The organism is Nitrospira sp., assembly GCA_029194535.1.
In the GTDB taxonomy this organism is placed as follows: domain Bacteria; phylum Nitrospirota; class Nitrospiria; order Nitrospirales; family Nitrospiraceae; genus Nitrospira_C.
In genome coordinates, this window is the sequence record JARFXR010000002.1 from 602,033 (window position 1) to 627,046 (window position 25,014).

Genomic DNA, 25,014 nt, shown 5'->3' on the forward strand with positions numbered 1-25,014 from the left:
GAAGGAGTCCACATGAAGCGTCTCATTCCCGTCCTGCTGATCGCAGGCCTGCTCAGCGCATGTGCAAATCTCAAAGAAGTACGCGATTTCGCGACAGAGTCAGCAAGATTCTCCACCTATACCGACCTCACGACAAGGTTTCGCGACACCACCGACCGCGAGCGTCCCTACCTCACAGGCGACCTCCTCGCGCAGGAAGAGGCCACCGACAAAGGTCGCAAGGAAGTCTACCCGGAGTTGCTCAAGATTCACGAGCGTGTCTCCCTGTATTTCAGGACACTGGCACAGTTGGCCGGTGACGAGACGTTTGACCTGTCACATGAGATGACGGCCGCCGGCGATACTCTCAAGCAACATCCCGCTTTCGGCATCGAGGCCAAGCAGGTTGATTCCTATTCATCGATAGGCAACACAGTTTCGAAATGGATCACATCAGGGTACCAACAGAGCGCCGTTCGCGAGATGGTTCGGAAGGGAGATCCGGACATCCAGGTGCTCTTGGGGGGCATGGGTGATCTTGTTCGCCTGTTTAGAAAGACTCACGCCCAGGAGAAGAGCATCGTGCTGGGCTTTTATGAAGTGGAACTCCCGTTCCGGAATGGTCCGCAGGATGCGCTACTGGCGGCGTTGGCGAAAACGCATGTTCAGTCGAAGGCCGCGGAGTATCGCCTGGTCGAATCCAAGTACGATGATGCGGAAAGCGGAATTCGGAAAATCATGCAGGGCCACAGAGCGCTGGTCGACAATGTGAACAACATCAGCGCCACCGACGTGAAAACCCTGCTGCAGGGCACCTCGAACGACATTCGAGTCCTGGGAGGACACCTTCAGACTCTTCACAATTGAACTGCGATCCTGACCTTGATGGAGGTTGACGTATGGCACTATCCAAGAAAAGGGAGGTTGAGGATCTGGCCGATGCCTTGGTCGGATCCGCTGATGCTATTCATGACCGGATCATTAAAGAAATCGAAAGACGGAAACTCAAGCAGTTTCAGGCATACTCGCTGTTCCGAGACGAGACCTCGTTGCGTGTCAAAGCCAATGCCCTCTATCTGGAAGCCGTGAAGCTCACCGTCAGTGACTTAGAGCTGGCCCAAACAGACCTCATGAAGGTCATCAATAAGGCCACATCGAAGATCAAGACAGTCGAAACGATCGCCGCTTTTATCGACCTTGCGGCCGATCTGTTGGTTCTTGCGGCCGCAGCCTATGCGGCAAAACCCGGCCCCATCATTTCGGCATTGAATGAGGTGCGAATGGACATCGGCGAACAAGTGGAGGGTTAAACAGGATCAACGCCCCCCAACGCGCTATCCCACGGACGGACAACGACCGCGCAACATTTTAGCACACATGAAGTACAGCATGGGGAAACTCCGAACTTGGCGCATCAGGCGACAACGTCACCGGCAGGTGATCCAGTAGCTCCCGTGAGGAAATCTTTCCCTCCCAATATTGCAATAGATGAGCGAACATGCGCTGTTGATCGACGCCATGTCTCTCCGCCAGAATGAAGTAGAGGAGCGGTTCAACGTGGGCGATGGTCGACAATGCCACGCAGTGGCCCTGGACCCACTCCGCCAGCCCCCGGACCATCAAGTAGACGGCGATCCCTCTCAGGTCGGCCCGCGACAGATGCTCGCGCTCCATGACTCTGCGCACTCCCTCATCCGATTCGCATAGATCGAGGAACTCTTCCAGCGCACGTTTCTTTTCGGTCGGTCCATCCTGCTCCCTCGCACGCATGAGGTCGGCGACAATGCGTGAAACCCGTTCGTGCGGCGGGGCGATGGCTTTTTCCAGCCTGTGAAGTTTGGCTCCCTTGTTCCGGGAAAGCGGCATCCTTGTCAGGAATCCCATGATGTCCTCCTTGCCTGTAAGGGCGATGGATGGGTCCATCTCTCTATGCCCTGTCACGGTGTCGCGCGTGACCCAAGCCGGCATGCAATTGAAATCGAGAACCAAGCGAGATTCAGTTGAATGACGTGCTGACGGGAGGATCGGATTGGGAAGGACTGCAGAGGTAGCGATGGAGCCTTTGATCCGGCATGGTGGCTATCTGGTGGTCTTCTACTTATGGACGCATGGGTAGGTCAAGACATCCGATACATTCTTGACGACCATCAATATCGGACATCATACCAATCGCGCGAGGTTTTGCAACCAGAAAAATATGTTTATGATCGGGGCGAGTCGGCCCTCCCATCCTGGGCGTGAGTCGTGTTCACTTCGGCTTCTCCGGAACGTCGAGAATCTGGTCGAATGCCAGCCCGCTGCTGCCTTCCCCTCGACCCGTCGTCTTGCGGACTCCCAACCACTGAAACACGCGTCCGCCGTACCACCGTGTTCTCTGAAACGACTGCGTCACGAGGATACCAGCCCGAGGGACTTCTTCCTCGTGGATGAAATAGGGAGTCCGCTTCGGCTTGGCGTCCAGCCCTTCCCGCAGGAGTTCGGTGCGCGGACGGATGCGCGCCGGGTGGTCATCGCCCTTGAGAAAGCGCAGCATCGCGGCGCGTTGCAAGCGAATCTCCCGGTTGCTGCCTGGGTCATGCACGGGAATGAATGGAATCCAATTCTCCGGTACGGAATTCATCACCGAGTAGCGAATTTTGGCCCGATACTCGGGTTCGGGAGTCGGGCTGACTGCCGCCAGCCGTTCGAACACCTTTCGAGTCTCAGACGCCGCTTCGAAACCGGGCTTGGGGCGTCCGTGGGGAAGCGTGATCGTCTTCTCAATGCCCCACACCATATTCGCCATCTCGTCACGCATGACCGCCACTTCTTCACGCGCAGGGCCGTCCTGTATCTTCGGCGTACTCGAAGGCAGGAGGAGCGCGAGATCGGCTGCCGCCGCCTCGTTTCCTTTTACGTTGAGTGAAAACATTCGCCAGGTCGACCACTGGTCATCGAGGCCCCGTCCCGCGGGGTCGATCCAAAACCGTTCACCGAACACGTTTGCGACGGCTAGTCCTTTGACGCGCGACAGACTTCCCGCAGGCAATCGGAAGGGGGTCAAAAACCAGTCGTTGGCGTACGCCAAGCCGAACTCCATGACCAACAATTTCGCCAGGTCGGTCGTACCGGGTTTGATGGCGCCAAAATTGGTTTTTCCATCTTCAAACGCCCACCAGCGAGTCAGCGGCATGCCGCTAAAAATGATGTTGGTCGGCCAGAAGGTCCGGGTGAACGTCGCCGGCGCCGGCGGAGATCCCGCCGGTTCACCCAGAGCGCGTTGAGACGTATCGAAGTCGAAGTTGTACCAGTCCAAGTGGCCGTGATAGTACTCGTCCGCCGCCAGCACGTCTTCTCCGTCGGACTTCGGTGCGGCGCAGGCGAACTGATATTCGAGATAGTCGGAGCGCCAAGCCTTCTGTTGCGGATCTTCCGGCTGATAGAACTGCCGCTCGTACCAGGCTCTAAAGGCAATCATCGCCGTGTTCAACGGCGCGGCGGGTCCCGCGGTGATCGACGTCCAGTCCGGGGCGAAGTTGCTCTCCTTAAGAAAGCTATGGAATTCGTAGCCGTCCAACGCCCGGCCGCCGGACACTGCGGCGAACTGTTGCCACGCTTCGCGATGCGCGCACACCGCCGCATCCGCGGCCGCGTCGGGATCGGGCCGCGCGATAGGGAAGCGGGTCAGGAAGTCGGCTCGCACACCCGCGCCGACACCGGCCGCGGCGAGTAGCTTCAACCAGTAACGCCCCATCACCAGCCGCAGATCCAGCGCGACCTTCTGATCTCCCTGACGAAACGCGATCGGCAGCTGCTCGACCTGCGTCTCCAGCGGGATGGTCTCGTCGAACGGCCTCGCTGCGTGGCCGTCAGGCTTGTATGTGTGGGGGCGCGCCGATTCCATATGAATTTTCGCCAGTGCGGGAGATCCGGCGTCTTCTCCCTTGAATTCGCCCATCTGCCATTGCCGGCTGAGCATCCATAGGGCGTCATGAATCTCGGCGCGCAACGCGCGATCGAAGCTCGTGCGATTGCGCGGGCGACCTTCGGTGCGTTCCCAGGTGACGATCGACGGGTTGGCGCGAGCCAGCACCGCGGCCTTCATATCGGTGACGAGAGTCGAGGAGAGCGCGTTGATCAATGGCATAACGTCACAACCTATTCAAAGTGACTGCCGTGAAATTCCGAGCCGCACGAGCCAGGATATCGGCGGAAATCGTCATCGGCGACCACGACGTCTCAGTCAGGACAGCCGGAAGCAGCGCGGCGAACTGCCGGCCCAGTGCGTCAGGCTCCACAGCCCGTGTGCGCGCGGCATCGAGGGCCTCGTTGAGTGAAGCCACGATGTCGTTCCACCGCCATGCTCCGGTAAAGGCGGCCGGCGTAGCCAACAACCAGACCTGCGGAGGCTCCGCGTTGGGTCGGTCAAAGTGGAAGGCCAGGCCTGTGACCTCCTCCTGTTGCGGGATCACTTCCGTCCATTCGTCCACCAGCAGGCCGCATTGAAAGATGTCGGGCTGGAACACCTCGCTGTAGTGGGCGGTGTACAGCAAGCGCTCGGTCTCGAGCGTATTGGCCCCGTTTCCAGGATCGAATTCGAGAGCCAGCCAATTCTCGCCCGCATGAAAAGGCAACTGCAGCGGTCTCAATATCGGTTCGGTCAGCCCGAACGCCCCGTTGAGTACCACAGTGTTTTCCAAGTGAAACATCTTCTCCCGTACCCGCGCCACGCCGTGCAGCCATTCGTCCACCGGCAGCGGCAGCGGACTTTCCGGACGAGTGGAGACGTATGTGAGAAGACTGTCCGAAGCATCCAACGCGTTCTTCCATTCCGATCCCGCGGCCGTCGTGGTCTTGAAGCTCGGAATCATGCGGAAGTCGTCGCCGAGAAGCATTCGTCCAGCCTCGCCGAGCAGCGTGACTTGCTCGACGGGGTCGGCCGATGCATGGTGCGCGGCAACGGCTGCAGACGCCGCATCCAAGCGGCGGGTGGCTTCGGCGACGATCGCTTGCGTGCCTGTGACGAACCGGTCCAGCATGAGTCGCATGGCCGTGGTTTGATCCGTCAGGCTGAACGCCGTCGGATCGAAATCTGTCAACGGCAATTGCGCCACGATCTGCTGATGCAACCCGAACAGCGTGCCGGGCTGCGCCGCTGTGATGTTTTGCAGCACGGTGAGCTTCGCCTCGAACAGATTTTGCCGGTTCACCGCCTCGGCCAACATGGCGGCCGGTGCAAGATCGAGCGGCAGGGCTGCGGTCGAAACCAGAACCGCGGCCTCCCGCAACCGCGGGGCATCCGCGCCGGTGGGAACCACCAATGCGGTCGTGATCACGCGGGAAGCCGCCAGGCGATCGGACCAGTCTTTCGTCAACGCGTTCAGCTTCTTCACCACCGCGGCATAAATGTCACCCCGGTCCTGCCACGTCATGGCAAAACCGGCGTGCGGCACGCCGAACAGATTGCACCTCGCCGATAGCCCGCCGAATTGCACAAGGTGGGCGTCGAGATTCGTAAGAATGTTGCCGGTTGCATCGGGCTCAACCCCCGCGAGGAATGTGTTCGCTTGGGTTCGCAGCGCGGTCAGCGCCAGTGCCACGGCGTCAATCCGGCTCGAATCCAGACGGATCGTCCCGAGGTTGGAAACGGTGGCTTCCCCCGGCAACTGCACGTCCGTCGCCTGGAGCGGACGCGAACGCAGCAAGAGCGCCCGCAAGCTCGTCAACAAGGGCATCGCCTCGAACAAGGTGATCTTCCCGGCCTCCGGCTCGGTGAAAGCGAGCGTGATGCGCGTGTGCGGGCGTATATCGGGTCGCGCGGTCACAAACCTCAGGACCAGATCCTCGAGCGCCGTGGCCGTCTGAGTCGCGGCCTCGTTCACCATGAACAACAGGTCAAGAGGATCAAGGCCCAGATCGGCCTGTCTGACGAAGACCCGAACGGGGTTCCCGGCCGGGTCGGAGTACCGCACGACGAGGCCCAAGTCGTCGGGCGCAGGCAGGTGATCCGCCAGCCAATCGTTCACGCTCGGTTCACCTTGCTTGCGCGGGTTGTCACCAGGGGCCGCGGTCTTGTCCGAACGCAGGTGAATGGCGACGCGATGGGTCAAGGTGTATCCGCTGCGCGGCGTGCGGACCACTTCCGGATCCGGCGCCGGGTCCGCGCCCGCGTATGCGTTCATGGTCGCCGCGGCTCGGTCGGCGTTGCCCATCACCACCTGGTGCACGCTCTCCGCCATGGCCACGTCCGCCACTCCATCCGCCGAGTCGAACAACTCGCGCGCGAACGACGTCACGCGAGTCCGTTCGGCCGGCGTCGATCCGGGAAGAATCGCGGCAAGCGGATCCGGGTTGCTTTGATTGCTGTCAAGGAAGTTCATCAGCGCGAATCCATCCACCACGTTGTTCGCTTCAATGAATTCGACCGGGGTGTTCGGCGTTTGCGTCGACTTCAGCTTCTGGGCGTTGAGCGAGAACTGATTCCGCAGGTCGAGGATGAACTTGTCTAATCCTGTGCCGTCATCGTGCAAACGCCGCTCCAGGTGATAACCGAGCAACGCGCCAAGCTTTTGCCCGTTACGAATGCCGTCGATCAATCCTAGGGACCTGCGCACGCGTTCCGAAGACAGGTTGATCGACAGCAGGTCCGGATGTGAGGGAGTGGCGGTGGCTCGATACCCGTTGCGAAGTACGGCGGCGGTGACGGCGTGGTTCAGCGAAGGCGCATGAACGAACCCGCCGTTGTTGCTGTCGCGCATCAATTGAGGTTGCCCCGGCGCGTTGTTGAACACCCGGTCGAGCGCGCCTTCCAGCCGGACCGGCGTCAGCCTTCTGGGTTGAGGCTTCACGCCCTCGAGCCAACCGTACGCTCCGATGTGAATGCCGCGGCGCGCGCCTGCGTTCTCGGCGCGGTCGGCAAACCGCATGAACGACAATTGCAAATGGTTCAGCCCCGTCTTCCAGGCGTCCAGCCGGTAATGGCACACATCGAAATGTTCGCGCAGCAACCGTTCCAACGGGGCGGTGGGCGTCTTGACCAGCCGCTCGAGCGCGGCCAGGAGGTCGCGCAGTTCGTCCGCCTCGCTGAGCGTTTCGATTGAGTCGACGATGTACTGGGCGAGCGGGTAGTTCGCGCGGCCTGTGACCTGAGGGAAATCCAAATACAGATGAGCCCAGGGGCTTTCGGACGTGACCGCTTTGTCATGGGCCGGCGCGGCGACGTGGATGAACGTCTGCGGCGCCTTCCAACCGGCGAATAGGTCGGCGCTGACGAACGGCCGCTTGACGTGTCGCGATGCACGTTCGAACGCCAGCAGCAACGCTTGGCGGAGAAACAGATACAGGAGGGCGTTCGGTTTGTTCCCGTCGGTGAACCCGACTTCACGGCGAATATCGTCCACCGAGTCGCGCCCCTTCTTCAGCAGCCATCCGATGTAATTGAGCGGAGCGGGTGCGGGCGTGTACTCACGTACCGGAGCTGTTTCCGATGCAGGACGATCATCGACCAGGATGTCGTGCAGTTGAAACGGCCGGCCGAAGTAATTGCGCGACAGAATGTCCGGAATGTCGATGCCCTGGTGCCCGAGCTCGCGCAAGAGCAGTCCTCCCGCTGCGTCGGGCGTCTGTTTCAACGTATCCGGCGCGCCGTTCAAACCGAGGACCACGGTGTTGTAGCTCACGTTGTACGGCTCGCCGAGCACGGCGTGGACCTCTTCGCACAGGGGATGCAAGCCCAAGACGTCGAGCAGCGTCTGCTGCGGATCGGGATCGCCCGGCGCGCCGATTTGCTTGACCTTGTCGGCCAAGCCTCGCCAGATCGTATCGAGCTTCAGCAGCAGCTCATACAACCGCATCGTATACACCGAGTCGGCGTCCTTGCGTTCTGCCGACTGCTTGACCCAACCCAGAGTGCGGAACGGTGAAATCGGGAGAATCCCATACGGTTGGCGGCCGATCCGAACCGCAGGCGCCGGGCCGCGGCCGGAGACGTACTTCAAGAAAAATGATCGCGTCTGCCGTATCGCTGTATCGTCCAGCACGGGATTCAGCATGCGCTCGAAATAATAGCCCCAGGTGGCGGGCCATAACGCTGTATTGATGGCGCGCGCCTCGAGTTGATCCTTCTGCCCTGCGTTGGGGACTTGCTGCAGGACCGCCGGGTCGAGTCCCAGCCACTCGGCCAGCCACTGGCCGTCGGCTTTGCGCAGAGGATCGGCGCTCGGAGTGAACTGCGTCGAGCTCTTCACGAACACGTCGTAGCTGTCGTCAGGATCGTCGGTGCGGTTGAAGGGCGATGTCGCTTCCTCCGTATTGTTTGTCGGCGTTCCTTGCGGCACGATCGCGAAACCGCTCCGGCTATACAGATGATGTGTGAACAGGTCCTGCAAGTCTGCAGCGTTTCGTTCCGCATCCGCACTCAGGCGGATGCCCACGACAAATACCCTCTCGAACCCGTCGGCGGCTTGGCTGGGACTGAGAGGCACCTTCAGGCCGAGGCCCTTGGCCTCCGCGGCTGCGAAATCCGTCATCCACCGAATGTCCTCGGCAATTTGTAGATCGCCCGCGTCCTCAACGAATTGTTGGGCTTCTGTCGGATCAGGTCCCGTCGTCAGCGGAAGCACGACAGGATTGAACGGCATCTGCAACGGCGGCTGCCCGCTGTTTTGACCGATGAAGATGAAGCGGTCCGGAAACAGATATACCTTGGGGGGCTCGGTCCAGGACAAGTTCTTCGTGTCCAGCTCGGACAGCGGCGGAAACCGCAACAGCGCGACGTCCGGATTCGTCTCCGCAGACGCGGCCCACGCTCGAATGTTGTCCGGCACGAAGTCGCGAACGATCTGTTCCGCCAGAGCCACGGAGCTTCCGGGCGCACCGGCCAGGTTCTGGAACGCGGTGTCCGACAGCGTCGCGTCGCCTCGAGCCTGCCAGACCGCCCGCCAGTAGTCGGCAATCACATTCTGCGGCAACGGTAAGGGCTGGTCGGCGGCGATTACCAGCACGATGGCTTCCGGTCGCGCCTTGGCGGGCTTATCGGCGGCATTGAGCGGAGCGAACTGCTGCAGAATCCATGCTGCCCGACCGGACCCTACGCTCCCCACCAAACCTCGCCAGGCAGCTCGCTCCTGATCCTCGATCCCGCCGGCCTTCCAGGATTCGATGTAATACCGTCTCGCCGCTCTGACCTCGGTGCCCGAGAGCGCCGTCTCGAACGTGTCGATCAAGCAGTCGTCGGGATAGATCCGGACCCAGAGTTCGGATCGCATGAACCGCGTCTCAATCCGTACCGGGAACATCAGCAGAGGGATGCCGTCGTCAAGACGCTCCACAAATTGCGCCGGATCGCTGAAGGCAAAGAAGTCGCGTGCAAATCGATCCATTGATCTGCGCGCGACCGTGTATTGCGTTTCGGCTTCCTTGAGCGCATTGGCGGCGTTCGCGCGATCCTTGCGCAATTGAACCAGCCGTTGCACGGCGTCGAGATTGTGCTCTCCGGCTCGGCGCTCGAGCTGGGCGATCTGCGCGTCCAAGCGCTGCAAGAGCCGGTTCGCGGCCGCGCGCGCTTTTCGAGCTTCGGAGTGTTTGTCACGCGCCTGATTCAGTTGTTGACGAACTTGCTCGAACTCGCTCATCGTCCTTTACCTTGGCAGCATTTCCGACCCGTGCACGGCCACCAGAACCGGCACTTGATAGAGCACATAGGCGATGTCGGCGGCATTCGAAACGTTGGTCCATCGAATGTCGTCGTCCTCATGGGCTTGTTGCAGGATCCCCTGGGGATCGTCGGCTCCCGGAGGAGTGATGTGTAAATCGTTTTGGGCCGCGCGAAGGAACGTAGAGTCCTGCTCCTGAACATCGCCCCAACCGAGATCGTTCCACGTTCGAAAGACATTGTTGTTTCCTTCGTCGAGACCGAATCGCGGCTCGCCCGGGCGCTCCTTGATGACGAAGAACCAACCCGGATCATCCGGCGCGGTGGGCGTTTCGCCCTTGGCATCGTCTATCGTCAAGTCGAATCCGAAAAAGTAAATATCGGGATATACCTGCGCGCTATAGAGCGGTGTTTTCACTTTGTCGCGCGGCGGGTTCTCTTCTTCGGAAGCCGGAATCTCCACCAGGACCCGCGGCCGGCCGCGATCGATGGCACCCGACGGCCTGTCCCCCACACGCCGCCAGTCGGCGCGATGTGCGTAGATGACCGCGTTGGGATAACGTTTCAGCAGTTCGCCCCGAATCACCAACACAACCTCTTCGCGCGGGGGCGCCGTGGCGTCCTTCGGGTCGTTCCGTCCCAATTCTGAATCCTTCGGCCACTTGTGTATTTCCTCGATGTCGAACAATTGCTCGCGTCGTTGCTGCGCTTTGGGATCATGCGGGTCGAGATACGCGCGCACATCCCAGAACTGCCGGAAATAACTGCCGCGCTGGTCGGTGGGGAATTCGCGCCACAGCAGCTCACGGGCGAATTCATGATTGACCCCCACCATATACGATTCGATGAATTTCTGGTTTGTCTCGAGCAATGAGATGGTGTTCTGCTCGATCAGATGGATGTTGGGCAGGAACAGTTCCGGCGAAATATCCCGCAGCGGTTCGTACATCGGCAGATCGATCTTCGGATATTCCATGATGTCGTCGAAATCGAACACGAGGTTGCCCGCGATGCGGCCTGGAACGGCAATCTGACTCCAGACCCGCGGCGGTAGGGTGCGGGCGGGTTCCGTGCCGAGCACGGTTGCGTTGACGAATGCGGTCACATCCAGCCTTACGGGTTCCGGAGGCCGAGGTGCTGCGGCCACCGTCTGTTGAAAGGTGAAGAGCCCGCGCAACGCCGTCTTGAAATTCGTGGCTTCAGGGCTGTCGACATCGCCGGTGCCGGGCCGAAATCCGCTGCCGGGTTGACTCAAGTGGAAATCCGGACTCTTGGGCAACTCGTCCACCGCTTCTGGCGCGCGGCCTGATTCGCCGAGCATGTCGGCGACTTGAGTCTGGTGCCGCCAGCTCCGCATGATTTGCAAGCCGTAATATCCGGCGCCTACGGCAAGCCCGCCGACCGCCACGGCGGCGGCCGGCGGAAAAACGATGACGAGCAGCAAGAGAATCAGCAGGCCGATCCCCAAGGGAATCCATGGCAGCCAGGCGTATCGACGCAGCAACGGCAGCAGCCAAGCCGGCGCGCCCCTGGGCTCCACCTGCCGGGCGACTTGATCGATCGTCGGCAAACTGGGTGGCAGCGATTTGGGCGCAGCCGGCGCGATATCGCCGTTATTCCACCGCTGCAGCAGGCCTTGTGCCGCAGGGCCCGCTAACGCCCCCAACCCCGCGAGCTTCATGGCGCGACTGCCGGAGCGGACCGACTTCCGGAACGGCGCCGAGATGGCGGTCCGCGTCAGCGGGCTTGCGCTCACTCGGTAGCCCAATGTGACACCACCGCCCACGATTCGCCGCTGGACCGCCCCAGTGAAGAGGATCAGCTTTTCAGGATGCGCTTCCGCGAGCGACTTCACGTAAGCCGCATGCCACTGTTTTCCCACCGCCAGCGCAAACTGTCCCCGCCGCAGGCGACGGTTGGCCTCCAGGACATCGCCTAACTGCTCCCAGGCTTTGTCCATGTACGTTTCCTGATTGTCCTGCACGACTCTTGTGCCGAAGCCTGAAGCGACGCGATAGCGCGGATCGAGGTTCAACTCATGAAGCCAGTTCCGATTGTGAGCCACGTCGCTGCCGCCGCGCTCCTTGAGCACCCGGCTGACAGCCGCGTGCCAGCGGCCGTACACCGGCGGCGTCACCACCGGATCGTCACTGTCGTCGGCTGGAATCGGGGGAAGACCGGCGCCGGCATTGGCCGCCGATGCGCTCGTCGCGGCGTAATCGTCGGCCAGATTGAGCAATGCCGCCAAACGCCCCTGGAACGGTTGCGGATAGGGATTGGCAGGCGGCGTGGCCCACCGATCGTACTTGTCGAACTCTGCCTTATCTTCGGGCTTCAGTGTCGAGTACGGTACGCGAAGTGCGCCTCCCAATCGCAGAATGTCGTTGAGCATGCCCAGGTTCGGCAGCGAGGCGCCGGGATTTTGCACATCCATGTCGCGCAGGCCGACGCGCACGTCCATCGGTCGAGGCTTCAACAAACGCACAAGGAACTCGAAGTCGCCCATCGCGCCCGTGCGGAACTGCCAGCGAAAGTAGTACGGAAAGCTGCCGGCTTCCGGTCTCGCGGCGCCGCCCCACGCGGGCGCGGCCGCATCGAGGTCTGGCGGGATGTCCAGGTTCAGCCCCGCCCGACGGCCCGTTTCAAACGCCGGGACGACGAAGGCGTGATAGGTCTTGTTCTCGGCCAAATCGCGCGGGCTCATCAGCCGGGAGTAGGCCATGTCCGTATTTGTTCGCAGGATGGATTCGAACTGCGACAGCGCCGCACCGGTGTCCGGGGCTACGACCTCGGCTCCGGCGTGCAGCGCCTGATTCACGTGCACGTGGGCCCAGGCCCAGAGCTCGTCATGCCGCGGCAGCAACTTGGTCAGATCGCCTTTGATGGTGATGAACGGAAGAGGCCGGTTCTGAATATTCTTGCCGTCCTCAAATTCCGTCGCCTCTTCGAGGACGAGCAGCGCGATCCATGGTGTGAGTCTGTGGAGACCGGTATCGGCCGGCGCGGGCGTGTACCGCCAGGGAAAGTCTTCGTCGTAAAACTCGATGAAGGGCAGGTAGTTCGGTTCGAAATTCGTGATCCAGTTTCGCGGCTCGACGCGGATGATCGCCTTGGGATCGATGCCCACGATATCGCCGGGACCGTAGAGGCTCACGTCGCGCTCGACGGGCGTGTGTTCGTCGTCGCCGATTCCCGTACCGGCGATGTCGAGTTGCACCTTGATCTTGGCTCGCACGGCCGTCGCGCCGCCTTGAATCTGATTGGCGATTCCCTGCCGAAGCCATGGCAGAAACGTATACGTGGCAACGGGTGAAGGCATGGCGGTCAGTGGCTCCTGTCCGGCATCACGGCTTCATGCGCAGGGATCACATGCAAGGCGCCCGCAAACTCAGGGCTCACGAGCGTGTGCGCACGCATGTAGTCGTACGCCTCGGCTTCGCTGGCGAACACGGCCTTCGTCGGATTGACCGGTTTGTTGTCGACATTCGTGGCCACGACGTAGGCTTCCTGCCGCACCGTCACTTTGTCATCGAAGGGCACAAACAGTTTCTTCGTCGCCTGAGACAATTCCGACTTTGCCGCCGAGTTGCCGCGAAGGAAATGCGTGAAGAGCGTGCCGCTGAATGCGACGAAGCGCATGAGCGTCTTCTTGTATTTGCTGTCGAAGATGATCATTTCGTAGCGCACGGTGCGCTTGACCGCCCGCGACGACACCGCTTGCCGGCCGACGGCGGACAGCACGACCCCGCCGTCCTGAAGTTCATACCCCTTGCGGCTCAACTTCTCATCATTGCTCAGATCGAGAAACTGCCCCATCGCGAACTGTTCTTTGCGGTCGCCGTTTTTACCCAAGCCCGTGGTCGTGACCTTGACGGTGAAGCGTGTGGCGTCGGCCACCTTCTGGCTCCCGACTTTGGCGATGTCGAGATCGAGCGGCACGCGCCGCTGGCTCACGACCAGAGCGCCCACCGGGTGCAGGACCAGACCCTCCGTGTCGGCCGGTCGGCGCAACGACACCAGCAGACTATTGCCCGGCGGCAATTCCGCGCGCCAGTTCTCGGCCTTATTGAATTCGTCGGCCAGGAGGGGCATCACCGGAATCGGCGGCAGCGACGTATCCTCGCGGTCGCCCCAGGTAATATCGAAGTCCGCGGAGATATCGAAGAAGAGCAGGGACAGTGTGCCCTCGCCTTTGGCTCGCCACGGCGTCGGACCTTCAAGCGAAAAGTCGAGGCGGATCGAGAAGAGGCCGAGCCCGAATACCTTGAGCTCCACGGAGCCGGAGATGTCGATGACGAAGTAGAACGGCGAGAACTGAAACAGCGCGTCGAACGCGACGTGCCCGAAGATTCCGAGTTCGTCGAATCCCAGCCGCAGTTCCGCGCGCGCGCCGAACTGCACGGTGTTGGACGTGACCGCAAAATAGCATTCGACCCGGATCCGCGATACGGGCGTGTTCAGGATGTCGATGGCGAGCCGCTTGGGTACGGGGAACGGCAAGGGGGGCGGGTTGAATCGTGGATGGAAACCGCCGACCGACAGCACGAAATTGGCATCGTCGCCCCAGGCGACGAGCAAGCCCATACCCCCTTCGATGCTGATGAACAGCACGCGCGACTCGAACAGCTCCGCGAAAAACCAAAGCCGGCTCTTGTCCGGCTCGATCGCGCCGATGAAATTCACCTGAATCAGGATCAGCGCCGCCTCCTCGGCCGGCAGTGCCACTTTGAGGACCCCCAAGATCGCGATCTTCCCCGGCGGGATCTCGACGATCAGGCCCAGCGAGATGCTGGCCAGCGTCGGCGTGCCCCAGCCGATCTTGGCCATCAGACCCACCAGGAACCGGCCTTCCATCGGCGGGAAATACACTCGCAGATCGCTGATGATGCGCGGCGCGTTCGCCACCACATCCTTGGGGAACATGACGCTGTTGATTCCACCGGTCCGCACGCCCGTCGCGATCACGGTGAGTTGCATCGTCCGGTTCAACCCCAGTAGTCCACCGAGGCCGCTCAGCGTAAAGCCGAAGCCCAATTGGATGCCGGTAAACTCGGCGGAAATAATGAGGAGCAGCGAGAAGCCCTTGCTCCCATCCGGCATGCGGGTCGTCACCAGACCGATCGCCTTGACGGTCACGATGTCCATGACCGCCAGCTCGAGCGCCCCGGCGTATTCTTCCTTCTCAAAGTCGAAGTAGAGATAGCCGCCGCCCTTCACCACGCCCGTGTCCACCGCCAGGCCCAGGCCGCGGGGCGGTTTGAACGCGAATCCGACATCGAGCGGACCGAGATTGCCTTTGTGGTCGTCGTCGAAGGCGAACATCGCCTGGACGCCCATGTTTTCAACCACCGCCGTCAAGGGACCCAGGTTCGCCTTCAGATCCGCGCCGAGGCTGATGGGGAGCCCTTGCGGCGTCAACCCGATTCCGACGGTCAACGACTCGATTTCGACGACCGCCAGATTCACATGCAGCGGAATTTGGATTTCGAGTCCGCCGCTGCCTTCGAAGTAAAACCCTTTGCGCGACACCCCCATGGCGATATCGAATTGGGTGGAGAATTTCGCCGCCGAAAGGATCGTGCCGATGAATCCGTCCGCTTCGGATAGATCGATGACCAGTTGCCCGCCCTTGATTCTGGCATCGGCTCCGACGTCGCCATCCGCCGTGAGAGTCGCGCTGTCGAAGGTCAGCGTCGAGCTCAGCCCCATCGAGAATTCCTGAAACTCGAGGCGGCTTTTCCCAGGGTCGCCGACAAGAATGTACGCATTCGCGCCGGGCGTCGGCTTGGTGCGAAAGGTCGCTTGCATCGTTCCCTGTACGGGCGCCGACGGCGAAGTGATCGCAAACGATCCATCGGATTGGAGGATGAGCGCTGCGGCTACGGCTGCCTGCGCTTCCGTGGCGAACTCGAGCGACCACTCCGGCCCTCCGGTTGTGAACGTGCTCGCACCCTTCAACGGTTCATGGACCGCGACACGCAGTCCCGGCGGTGACACATCGGTTTTGGGTTGGATCTCCAAAAACACGAGGTCCAACGTGGGAACCGGCCCATCGGTGTACAGGGCAGGCAAACCCATTTCGAGCGAGAGGGTCTCGAGCTTGCGGAGCAAGTCGCGGCCGTCGAAGCCCGGATTTCCCCAACCGTATTTCGCCCGCAACAGGTCGCCGGGTGACTTGAACAAGTCGCTGATCGCGCCGAGATGCAGCTCGCGTTTCGTGAACGGCGGCTTTGTGGGATCCGGTGATCCGACGTTGTTCCGTGTGCGGCTGAAGACTCCGATAAAGTCGAGGCTCGCGGCCGCCACCGGAAGCGCATCTTCGGTTTGTCGAATGACCAAGTACTCCACCAGCCGCTTCGGCAGCGCGTCGGCGAACGCGTTCACATCGGCCGGCGCCAAGCCTGGGTACGAGTTCGCCTTGATCGCGTTCGCCACCGTCGTGAATCCAGCGATCAAATCGGCAATTCGCTTGATGATCTGGAAGGCCGCCTGAACGGCGGTCGCTTGATCGTCGGCCTCGACAGCCGCGCTGAGAGAGCGGGTGAGTTCCGGGAGACTGACGAGGGCTGCGGAAATCGACTGTACCGCGTTGCTGAACCCAGGATCCGAAGTCAAGCTGTTCGGGAATTGGATGCCTAATTCAGCCAGGAGATCCAGCGTGGTGCCGTCCTCGATATGTTCGCGAAGCGGCGAAAAGACGCCGGCAAGTCCGCTGACCAGGTTGTCGATTGTTCCCGGTTCACCAGGCACGTGGTACCCCTTTGAGCGGTACACCACCTACGAATCGATGGAAGTTGGCCATCGCCTCGTCGGCCGATTCGGCGCGCTCCGCACAGGCGAGCACCGTGAGATAGTGTTCGGTGACCGCATCCGCTAAAGCGGGACTGCCGTATTGCCGGAACACTGCCGCCATCGACACGATCGCATTCTCGACTCGTGTTCCGGCGATTTCGCGCGGCACCCGATGCGTCGGCTCTCGGACGCTTTTCAGGAAGTGCGCCAGGAACGCCGGTCCTTGGCATCGCTGCCACGCGACTTTCGCCGCCCGGTGATGATTCACCAGATGACGGACTTCAGAAGAATGCAGACGGATCAGCCCGCTCCACTGCCGTCCGAACTCCGTGCCTTCCCAATCACGACGGAGGGCGAGCGCCCGCTCTATGCCCCGCGAATATTCGACGAGGGGAATTCCCCCAACCGGGACGGCTCCGGCGGTTCCGGTGACCGGAAAAACAATATTCAAGCGCGCCATGACATCCGCGATGTGGTTTCCGAAACTAATACCGTCGCTCCCCGCATGATGGAGGCCCACGATCCGGCGTGTCGCTTCCTCCACATACACCGAACCTGAGTCGCCCGGCCTGCTCATGACCGTATCCGGCGCTGTCGGCGCGACACGGATCTGCCCGACAAATGTCGCGCCATCGCTGCGCGTGAATGTCGGTTCGTTGTCTTGCGTGACGACGCCGTGGGTGAACCCGGACGTGTCCCCGTACTTGACGACCGGCATGCCCTTGGTTGCGACCCCGTGCCCGCGTATGGCCCCCACGGCGAGGATGTCGTGGCTGAAACGCACGCCTCCGTTCAAGGTTGCAATTGAGCCGTCGACGTGATCCGTGAGGGCGGCATCGACCAATGTTCCGATGTCGCAACACTCGCAGCACCACGAGTCGCACAGACATCCGATTCCGACTCGATCGCCGATGCTGCTGGCCACATGATGATTCGTAAGCACCAACGGTGTCTGTTCGGGTGCGTGGGTATTGGCCGCCGTGGCCAGGCATATGACGCCCAACGTTCCGTTTGAAACGCCCCAGAGGCTCTGCGTGAGTTTCATGCCACCGCAGAGCACGTCATGCGGATCGATACGCGTCCGGCCGATCACGTCGGTCGGTATGCCCAGTATCGCGGCTGGAATCCGATCGGCCGAAACCAGCTCGGCGGTGGATTTCTTCCGCTCGACGTATACCTGAAACACCACGTGCTCCGTTGCCAAACCCCGGGTTTCCTTGATCCCCACGAGAACGTCGATCACGCCGGGAATGCGCCGCAACTGCGCGCGGGCTTCGGGCAGTTGGCGCTCCGCGCGGGCTATTTCCACCGCGAATTGTTCCGGAGTCTTTTCAGGCATGGCCGGCCTTTGGTGCGGCCGGCCGCCCGCCCGCGACAAGCCGCACGTTCGCCATGACGTCCCCGGCAGTTCCGGTGCGTTCTGCGCATTCCAATACCGTCAAGTAATGTGCAGCCACGGCCTCCGCCAAGTCGGCGCTTCCATATTCCTGGAACACGGCGGCCATCGACACGATCGCATTCTCGACTCGAGTTCCGGCGATTTCGCGCGGCACCCGGTGCGTCGGCTCCCGAGCGCTTTTCAGGAAGTGCGCCAGGAAAGCCGGTCCTTGACATCGCTGCCACGCGACTTTCGCCGCCCGGTGATGATTCACCAGACGGCGGACTTCAGGAGCGTGAGCCCGGATGAGATCGGCCCAATCGCGGCCGAATGCGGTGTCTGCCAGATCGCGTTCCAGCGCCATCACAGGCTCAAGCACAGGCTCAAGGAACCGGCCTTCAGGAATCCCGACAAGCGGAATGGCTCCAGGCGTCCCCGTGACGGGGAAATCCATCTTGAATAGGTCCATGACGTCGGCAATATGGCTCCCCTTGGCGATTCCGGCGTCGGTTCCCGTGTGATTGAGCCCCACGATCCGCCGGGTCGCTTCCTCGACATAGACGGAACCGGAGTCGCCGTGATCGCTCATCTTGTCGAATCCGGGCTCTGGCGCCACGCGAATCTGATGATCGAAATGCGCGTGGTCGTCATCTCTGTCGATCGTGTCGTCGTCATCGGTAACCCGTCCTCGCGTAAAGCCCGTCCGGTGTCCGTACTTGACGACGATCATTCCGATCGTCGCGACACCCGTGCCGCGTATTGCGCCGACGCCGAGAATGTCGTGGCTGAAGCGCACCTCCGGGTGGAGTGTGCCGACCGCGCCGTCGACTCGATTCGTCAGTCCGGCGTCGGTCAGTCGGCCGATATCACAGCACTCACAACACCACGAATCACAGATGTTCCCGTGACCGACGACGTCGCCGACACTATGAGCCACGTGATGATTCGTGAGCAGGAGCGGCGTGTTCGCCGAGACGTGGGTATTGCCCGCCGTCGCCAATCCGATTGCGCCGAGTGTCCCGTACTTCCCGCACCAGGTATCTTGCGTTATGTGCATGCCACCGCAGATGACGTCGTGCCGGACATCGCGCTCGCGGCCAATCACGTCGGTCGCAATTCCGGCAATCTCCGTCGGGATTCGATCGGTGGAAGCAATGTCCGCCGAAGGCCGCTTCCGGGCCACGTATACCCGGAAGACGACCTGCTGAGTCGCCTTTCCTCCAGTCTCCTTGAGGCCCACTCGAACATCGAACACACCAGGAATCCGCAACAGTTTCACGCGAGCGTCCGCCAGCTTCGCCTTTGCATGCTGAATCTCGATGTCGAACTGCTCCTTCGTCTTTTCGGGCATGGGTTACGGTCCCGCACCTCGAATGCCCGCCAGGCTGCAGCGCTCGCGCGCCAGGCGAAAAATCCGCAGGGCATGCTCGGCTATCGCCGAACGCAATCCCTGTGAACCGTGTCGCTGCAGCACGTCGGCCATCTGCAACATCAACATTTCCAGGGAGACACCCTCGACCTCCTCGGGAATGGAGATGTCCGCGCAAGCGCGTTGCTGTACCGCGGCTCGAACGAAGAGCGGGCCCTTGTAACGCTGCCAGACCACGCCCACACGGCGGTTGGTGTTGACCAGACCGATCACTTCCTCGATATGCTTCTGGAACGCGTCGGCCAGCGCTGGGCCGTCAGGGAGCCGGTACAAGGCTGCTTCGAACGGCTCGAGTTTCATGCGAGGCTGATCGCTCATGGGCACCCCGTGGCCGGAATATCGAGCCCGGCATCAGCCTGTCCAGCGATGACGATTTGCAAGTCCCGCATCACAGGACCGATATGGTTCGCTACCCCCCTCGTGCGGGTGGCCGAATCGACCGCCCACAGCAGGCCGATGACCTGCTTGGCGCTGTTCACAATGACGGAGCCGGAATCGCCGAGGTCGGCGAAGGTGGCGGGAGCAGTCGGGGCTGCCGGTTCGATCAGGATTTGCGAGCCTTCAAACAACACATCGATGACGCGTCCCGTGGTCAAACCGGTGTTGATGCCGCGTTTGGTGACGGTTTCGAAGCAGACCGCCTGAGCCGCTCCGGTCAACGTCCCGATTTCCTCGATCTCGTTGACGCCATCCGCCGATTCGATCTCGTTGGCAATATCGTCGTCCAGTTGGACAACTGCGCAGTCGATTCTGTCGTTCTTGGTGGCTCGGAACAGCGTCCCGATCGCGTTGTACGTGCAACAACAGCACGATACGACATACTTCGGCTGACCGACATTCACACCGAGCGATGCCTGTCCCGCCGTCATCACGTGCTGGCAGGTCAGCGCCATGACTCTCAAATCCGCGACGGCCTTCACCAGGCATCCGAGGGTGCCGGCCAGCGTCCGCTCACCCTCCTGCACGAATTCGTTCTTGACGGAAGTGCCTCCCCGGAGCGGCCGCACTTTCCGGGTATCCACAATCGCCTCTGTGGATCCCGCGGGTATCACGTCGGTCGGCACGCCCTGGATGTGAGGCGGGATTCTCCATTGGGGTGCAACGTCTGCGCGCGGCAACTTCATAGAGACGTAGAGGCGAAATGCGAAATCGTCCGTCGTCTCACCGGCTACTTCTTTCGCGCCGATGCCGATATTGGCAATGACCGGTATGTGCTGCAGACGTTCGCGGACCTCCGGCAACAGGTCCACCAGCTTGGCCTGCTCCCTCATCAGCTCCGCACGCGATCGCATCTCGTTCTCACTCCACAGTGTCTCGGACCCCGTCCGAGACGGATGAGACGGACGAAAGGATTCTTCCGCTTGCCGTGCGCCGCCGAACATCACGCGGCACGCTTCTCGTTTACGACAAGAGGAGAGGAAAATCTCCCCCTACGAAGGAATGAAGTTGTGAAGCGCTAGGAAGACCCCTAGTTCATGACATCTGCGCAGCCTGTCGGTGATTACAGCCGCCTTCGCGAACTCACGCCATCCGACAGATCGGATACGAGCAATGCTCTTCTGTATCAGATCGAAGCACTCGTGGCGGAGGTATTTTTGCCATAGGGACATCCGGCCTCGTTGGCGAGGCCATTCGTCCCTATCGCGCAGCGGCCTGCCGCGGCGATCATTTTCACACCGGTGAGGATGACCTGTGGTCAGGAAATCAGGAGTTGTGTTCTGGTTTCGAGGTGATTCACGCCGGGCTGCTCGCGCCCGGGAAGTTACTGGCGCCTACTTGACCGCCATATCCTGGTAGGGGCGGATGGCGGCGGCTTTTGTGAGCGCATATCGCACCAACAAGAACGCCAGGACAAAGATCGTGAGGATGGAAGCCCCGACGAGAATGACCGCGCGGCGAAATGAGAAGTCAACCAACCCGGTTCCTTGCTTGCCGACAACGTCGATGGCATTGAGCAGTTCCGGCATACGTTCTTTCCATCCTGGAGAATTGAGGATCTGCTCCAGGATCAGGGCAAGCTTCTGGGCCTCGCGAACGGTGTCGGTGACTCCACTGACGGTGTCCTGATACTCCTTGATATCGAATGGCTTCTGATCGGCTCCAGGGAGCGCGTGAGATCCGGACGGATCCTGAGCTGGAACATACTTGCCGGCAAAGGATTCAACGGACATGATCAACTTGTTTGCTTCCACAAGCGTCTCGCGCAGATTCGTCAGCACGCCTCGAAGGCGCTCTTCGTGAGGAACGATCTCAGTCAGAAAATCGTTCCGTTCCTTGGCAATGATGGCGCTGACTTGCGACAGGGTCGCATTCCGCTCGGTAGGAAGTCGCTCCAACATCGTCGCATAACGTTCCGTAGACGTGGTGAGACGGTCCAGGTCGGAGAACATCTGTTCGAAGGCGGGTTCCGCGAGGATGTCGCTGAGAGTCGCCTCTGCTTGATACTGCGAGAGCGGCAGCATGGCCTTCATCAGGAATATGAGACGCTCCGAGAGAAGGCGGACTTCATCAACGGCATCGTTCGCTCGTTGCATCTGTCCCAACAGCCCGCCTGGCTTCTGCATGTCGGCGAGACGCGAATTACCCGCTTGTGGGGCAATGTTCCCGAATCGAACGCCCGTCACCATGTGGACGTCAGGATTGTGCTCGCGCCATTTCACGATGACACCGCGCAATTCCTCGCGCTGCTCGGGATCGAGGACTCGAGCTCCGACGCTCCAGATATCCTCCTCCATGTCTCGAAACGCCTTGGTGAGGATACCTCCCTGTTCAGTGAAGACGGTTGGAACCCAGTAGTCCTCCATCAGCATCCGAGACAACGTGACATACACCATCATATCGATGAGGTTCAATTCAGGGTTTGGTCCTATTGCGATGTCCACTGCCGACCATGTATTGGAGAATTTCATCCGCTGCACCACCTTGCGTACGCCGGGTGGGCTGTTCGCCCCGCCGACAGTCCGCAATGGCTCGTTCACATGGGTGACAAACCGATAGGCGAATCGCTGAACTTCATCACGCAGTTCTCCCAGAGTCATCACCTGCGTATGTCCTCCGTCGATATTCTGGATCTTCTTGATCGATGCCGTTGATTCCTCCTTTCGCTGCGTGGAGAGCGAGGTGCAGGACGACAAGATAGCGAGCCCGGCCGTCGCACACAGTACGAGAACGAAGTGCTTCTTTGACGGTACCATCATCCTCACCTCCGCTCTAGACTCGTTCATTCCGTGGACCTTGGCACCGGACTCGATGGGCCGCGCTGGCATAAGAGCTAAGCGTCATTCTAGCCGAACCGGATGCACACTCACAGTGAGAAGCTGATTTCGATGAAAGCTGCCGGGGATGATGGCTGTGTGGATGCTCCTGATATGAGCCTGGATGGAGCTGGCTTGTCCGGCTCTGGTCGCAGATGAGGATGAACGGGACCGGAGAGATGTTTGAGAAACGCGGGGCGTGATCCGACAGCTTGGCGGCGCGCTAGCGGGAATGGCCCATTTACTTTGCGATCAACAACAGTACGGCTCTGCCTTTCAAATTATAGGTTATGCCTCCTCCTCCAAGCATGGTCTCCGAGCCCGGCGTGGCCACTGTGTTCGGGCCCTCATTCCAGGCCGACGTATCCATCACTCGATACCACCTCTTGTTGTTGCCGGCCTGAGGCAATGTAAAAGCGACCTCCCCGGACCATCCGTTGTATCCGACATAGATCGCGCTTGCCGGATCAGCAAATTCCGTTCCGTCAATTCGATATGCGATCGCATAGTTCTCTTCATTGTTCCAATAGGCGTCATCCACCATATTCCCATCCGGCCTATGCCAGCTCAGCTGTGCCATACCGTTTCCGTTGGTGTCATCGCCGCGATAAAACTCTGACGGTCGCAGGGCAGGATGGTCCTTTCTAAATTGAACGAGCCGTTTGACGAAGGAATGAAATGTCTTCTGTATGGGATCCCAATTGTAGGAGAGCCAATTGGCACTGGAATCTAAATTGTACGGGTTATTGTTGCAGTGGAGACTGCGCAAAAATTCGTCGCCGCCGGTCATCATAGGAGTGCCGGCGCTCAACATCAGTAAGGCAAGACCATTCCGCGCGGCCTTTCGTTGATCAGCCGGGTTTCCGCCTTGATCCCAGCTCATATTATTGTTTTCGCCCCCGTCCGAGGGCCCGAACGGCCAAGCCAGGTCATTGTGTTTGAGATTGCAGGCGTACAGGTCGTTCAACGTCAATCCGTCATGCGCGACGATAAAATTGATCGAGTTCCATGGTTTTCTGGTATCACCACCGTCCAGGTAGAGATCAGGGGACCCGGACAGACGCCTCGCCAACTCACCCGGCGTAATCGTAGTCAAGCCGACCTTATTTTGATGCCGGCGTATGACATCACGGTACTTCCCATTCCATTCCGACCAATGGGACGGAAAATTGCCGACTTGATAATTGTTGTTCCCACTGTATGCCCATGGCTCAGCGATCAGATCTGCGCCCTCCCCCCCCATGGTCGGACGAGGGGTTATCTCCCGCGGAATCCTATTGAGCGCTGTACCGGAATCAAGAAGATCGTACTCATAATCGTCATGTTCATATTTATTGCCCAAGACTGACGCGAGATCGAACCGAAACCCATCGACCCCCAGAACATCGCGCCAATAGGCCAATGAATCGACGATGAGGTTTTGCGCGATTGGATTATGCGAATTATAATTCCCACCGACTCCCGTGTTGTCATAGGAATATGTGTTTCCGCTGAGCGAATAGTATGTCGGATTGTCGAGACCCCGCCAACTTCTCACGTTATAGGTCAAAGGATCCGATGATCTCCATGCGTACCCTTCACCCGTATGGTTATAGACCACATCGATGAAGACTTTCATACCGGCATCATGAAAGGCCTTCACCATGGCTTTGAATTCTTTTGTAGGCCCTCCCGGCGTCTTACTGTACGAATAGCGTCGATCCGGGGAAAAATAGTTGTGCGTATCATAACCCCAATACCCGTCCCCACTTCCGCTATCGGGATCAACATCATTCATATCGTTCTGGCTCTCCTGAACCGGCAGCAATTCCACAGCCGTCACGCCGAGGCTTTTCAAGTAAGGAACCTTCAATGCGGCGCCACGATAGGTCCCCCGATATTTTGGCGGGATGTCTGTGTTGCTGTCGTGCTTGGTCAAACCCCTGAGATGAACCTCATAGATAATATCGTCTTTCAAGGCACGGGTCGGCTTTGTGCCTGTTGAGGTGGTATCGGGCCGCAGGACGATTCCTTTTGGAGCCTGTTGTCCCGAATCCAGGCAACGATAGTCCGGTCCGGTCGCATACCGTTGTCCTTCCTTGTATGCGGCATTCTGAGGATCATGACTGACTTCCAATGCATACGGGTCTAGGAGTACCTTGTTCGGATTGAAGCGGTTACCTTCGTTGTCCACATCGCAATCACCCACACACCCAGCGCAACTGCCTTTGGTCCACGTTGCCCGGTACGGCCAATTGGGTCCCCAGGCCCGATAACCGTAATAGACGGGACCTGATATGTGGTAGTCACTCACGAGGGTAGTCGTCGGGATCGTCACGCTCCAAACGCCCTCGCCGTCCTTGACGAGCGGCAGCGACCCCGCCTCGTCGACGCTTTGCGGCTTCTGATACAGATACAGCTCGATCCTTTCCGCCCGCGCTGAAAACACGCGGAATTGGACATTCGAACCGGACGCGTCATATCGCGCGCCTAACTTCATTGAATCGATAGCCCCACGCGCCTCACCAAGCGAGGCAAGCGGCCATACAAGACAGGCGACCACTGCAATGTT

Annotated in this window: 13 protein-coding genes; 2 read left to right on the top strand and 11 right to left on the bottom strand. The window is 60.3% G+C overall.

All coding sequences use genetic code 11. The annotated features are described in order from the left end of the window. The first annotated feature begins 12 nt into the window (after positions 1-12). The gene (locus P0111_14355; protein ID MDF0645209.1) at positions 13-846 is read left to right on the top strand and encodes a hypothetical protein; all 834 of its coding nucleotides are present in this window, start codon (positions 13-15) and stop codon (positions 844-846) included. Positions 847-878: 32 nt separating this feature from the next. Further along, the gene (locus tag P0111_14360) at positions 879-1,289 is read left to right on the top strand and encodes a hypothetical protein (protein ID MDF0645210.1); all 411 of its coding nucleotides are present in this window, start codon (positions 879-881) and stop codon (positions 1,287-1,289) included. A 58-nt stretch (positions 1,290-1,347) separates the two neighbouring features. On the opposite strand, the gene P0111_14365 is transcribed toward P0111_14360, so the two are convergent. From P0111_14365 to P0111_14415, 11 genes are all read right to left on the bottom strand, one after another. Beyond that, positions 1,348-1,863 carry a hypothetical protein gene (locus tag P0111_14365; GenBank protein ID MDF0645211.1) on the bottom strand — a complete coding sequence of 172 codons (516 nt, stop codon included), beginning with the start codon at positions 1,861-1,863 and terminating at the stop codon, positions 1,348-1,350. A 364-nt stretch (positions 1,864-2,227) separates the two neighbouring features. Then, positions 2,228-4,105 (bottom strand): hypothetical protein, encoded by a 1,878-nt coding sequence (locus tag P0111_14370; GenBank protein MDF0645212.1) that lies wholly within the window; start codon positions 4,103-4,105, stop codon positions 2,228-2,230. 4 nt (positions 4,106-4,109) lie between these two features. Next, positions 4,110-9,590 carry a hypothetical protein gene (locus P0111_14375; GenBank protein MDF0645213.1) on the bottom strand — a complete coding sequence of 1,827 codons (5,481 nt, stop codon included), beginning with the start codon at positions 9,588-9,590 and terminating at the stop codon, positions 4,110-4,112. Positions 9,591-9,596: 6 nt separating this feature from the next. Then, complete coding sequence (locus P0111_14380) at positions 9,597-12,929, bottom strand: hypothetical protein (GenBank protein ID MDF0645214.1); 3,333 nt, start codon at positions 12,927-12,929, stop codon at positions 9,597-9,599. Between the two features lie 5 nt (positions 12,930-12,934). Then, the gene (locus tag P0111_14385) at positions 12,935-16,360 is read right to left on the bottom strand and encodes a hypothetical protein (protein MDF0645215.1); all 3,426 of its coding nucleotides are present in this window, start codon (positions 16,358-16,360) and stop codon (positions 12,935-12,937) included. Next, on the bottom strand, positions 16,350-17,741 hold the full coding sequence (locus P0111_14390; protein MDF0645216.1) for a hypothetical protein: 1,392 nt from the start codon (positions 17,739-17,741) through the stop codon (positions 16,350-16,352). The genes P0111_14385 and P0111_14390 overlap by 11 nt, the downstream gene beginning before the upstream one ends. Further along, positions 17,734-19,131, bottom strand: coding sequence for a hypothetical protein (locus tag P0111_14395; GenBank protein MDF0645217.1), 1,398 nt, complete (start codon positions 19,129-19,131; stop codon positions 17,734-17,736). The genes P0111_14390 and P0111_14395 overlap by 8 nt, the downstream gene beginning before the upstream one ends. Before the next feature lie 3 nt (positions 19,132-19,134). Further along, positions 19,135-19,527: a hypothetical protein gene (locus P0111_14400; protein MDF0645218.1), complete on the bottom strand. Its 393-nt coding sequence runs from the start codon at positions 19,525-19,527 to the stop codon at positions 19,135-19,137. Next, entirely contained in the window at positions 19,524-20,501 is a 978-nt protein-coding gene (locus tag P0111_14405; GenBank protein MDF0645219.1) for a hypothetical protein, read from the bottom strand. Before P0111_14405 ends, P0111_14400 begins: the two co-directional genes overlap by 4 nt. Positions 20,502-20,981: 480 nt before the next feature. Next, on the bottom strand, positions 20,982-22,406 hold the full coding sequence (locus P0111_14410; GenBank protein ID MDF0645220.1) for a hypothetical protein: 1,425 nt from the start codon (positions 22,404-22,406) through the stop codon (positions 20,982-20,984). A 298-nt stretch (positions 22,407-22,704) separates the two neighbouring features. Next, complete coding sequence (locus P0111_14415; GenBank protein ID MDF0645221.1) at positions 22,705-24,942, bottom strand: isoamylase; 2,238 nt, start codon at positions 24,940-24,942, stop codon at positions 22,705-22,707. Between the last annotated feature and the right edge of the window lie 72 nt (positions 24,943-25,014).

What these genes read in the sequence shown, in the direction of transcription:
- P0111_14375 (MDF0645213.1), bottom strand. Translation starts at nt 9,590, where the DNA reads ATGAGCGAGTTCGAGCAAGTTCGTCAACAACTGAATCAGGCGCGTGAC.
- P0111_14365 (MDF0645211.1), bottom strand. Translation starts at nt 1,863, where the DNA reads ATGGGATTCCTGACAAGGATGCCGCTTTCCCGGAACAAGGGAGCCAAA.
- P0111_14380 (MDF0645214.1), bottom strand. Translation starts at nt 12,929, where the DNA reads ATGCCTTCACCCGTTGCCACGTATACGTTTCTGCCATGGCTTCGGCAG.
- P0111_14410 (MDF0645220.1), bottom strand. Translation starts at nt 22,406, where the DNA reads ATGATGGTACCGTCAAAGAAGCACTTCGTTCTCGTACTGTGTGCGACG.
- P0111_14415 (MDF0645221.1), bottom strand. Translation starts at nt 24,942, where the DNA reads ATGAAGTTAGGCGCGCGATATGACGCGTCCGGTTCGAATGTCCAATTC.
- P0111_14360 (MDF0645210.1), top strand. Translation starts at nt 879, where the DNA reads ATGGCACTATCCAAGAAAAGGGAGGTTGAGGATCTGGCCGATGCCTTG.
- P0111_14395 (MDF0645217.1), bottom strand. Translation starts at nt 19,131, where the DNA reads ATGCCCGAAAAGACGAAGGAGCAGTTCGACATCGAGATTCAGCATGCA.
- P0111_14390 (MDF0645216.1), bottom strand. Translation starts at nt 17,741, where the DNA reads ATGCCTGAAAAGACTCCGGAACAATTCGCGGTGGAAATAGCCCGCGCG.
- P0111_14370 (MDF0645212.1), bottom strand. Translation starts at nt 4,105, where the DNA reads ATGCCATTGATCAACGCGCTCTCCTCGACTCTCGTCACCGATATGAAG.
- P0111_14355 (MDF0645209.1), top strand. Translation starts at nt 13, where the DNA reads ATGAAGCGTCTCATTCCCGTCCTGCTGATCGCAGGCCTGCTCAGCGCA.
- P0111_14400 (MDF0645218.1), bottom strand. Translation starts at nt 19,527, where the DNA reads ATGAGCGATCAGCCTCGCATGAAACTCGAGCCGTTCGAAGCAGCCTTG.
- P0111_14405 (MDF0645219.1), bottom strand. Translation starts at nt 20,501, where the DNA reads ATGCGATCGCGTGCGGAGCTGATGAGGGAGCAGGCCAAGCTGGTGGAC.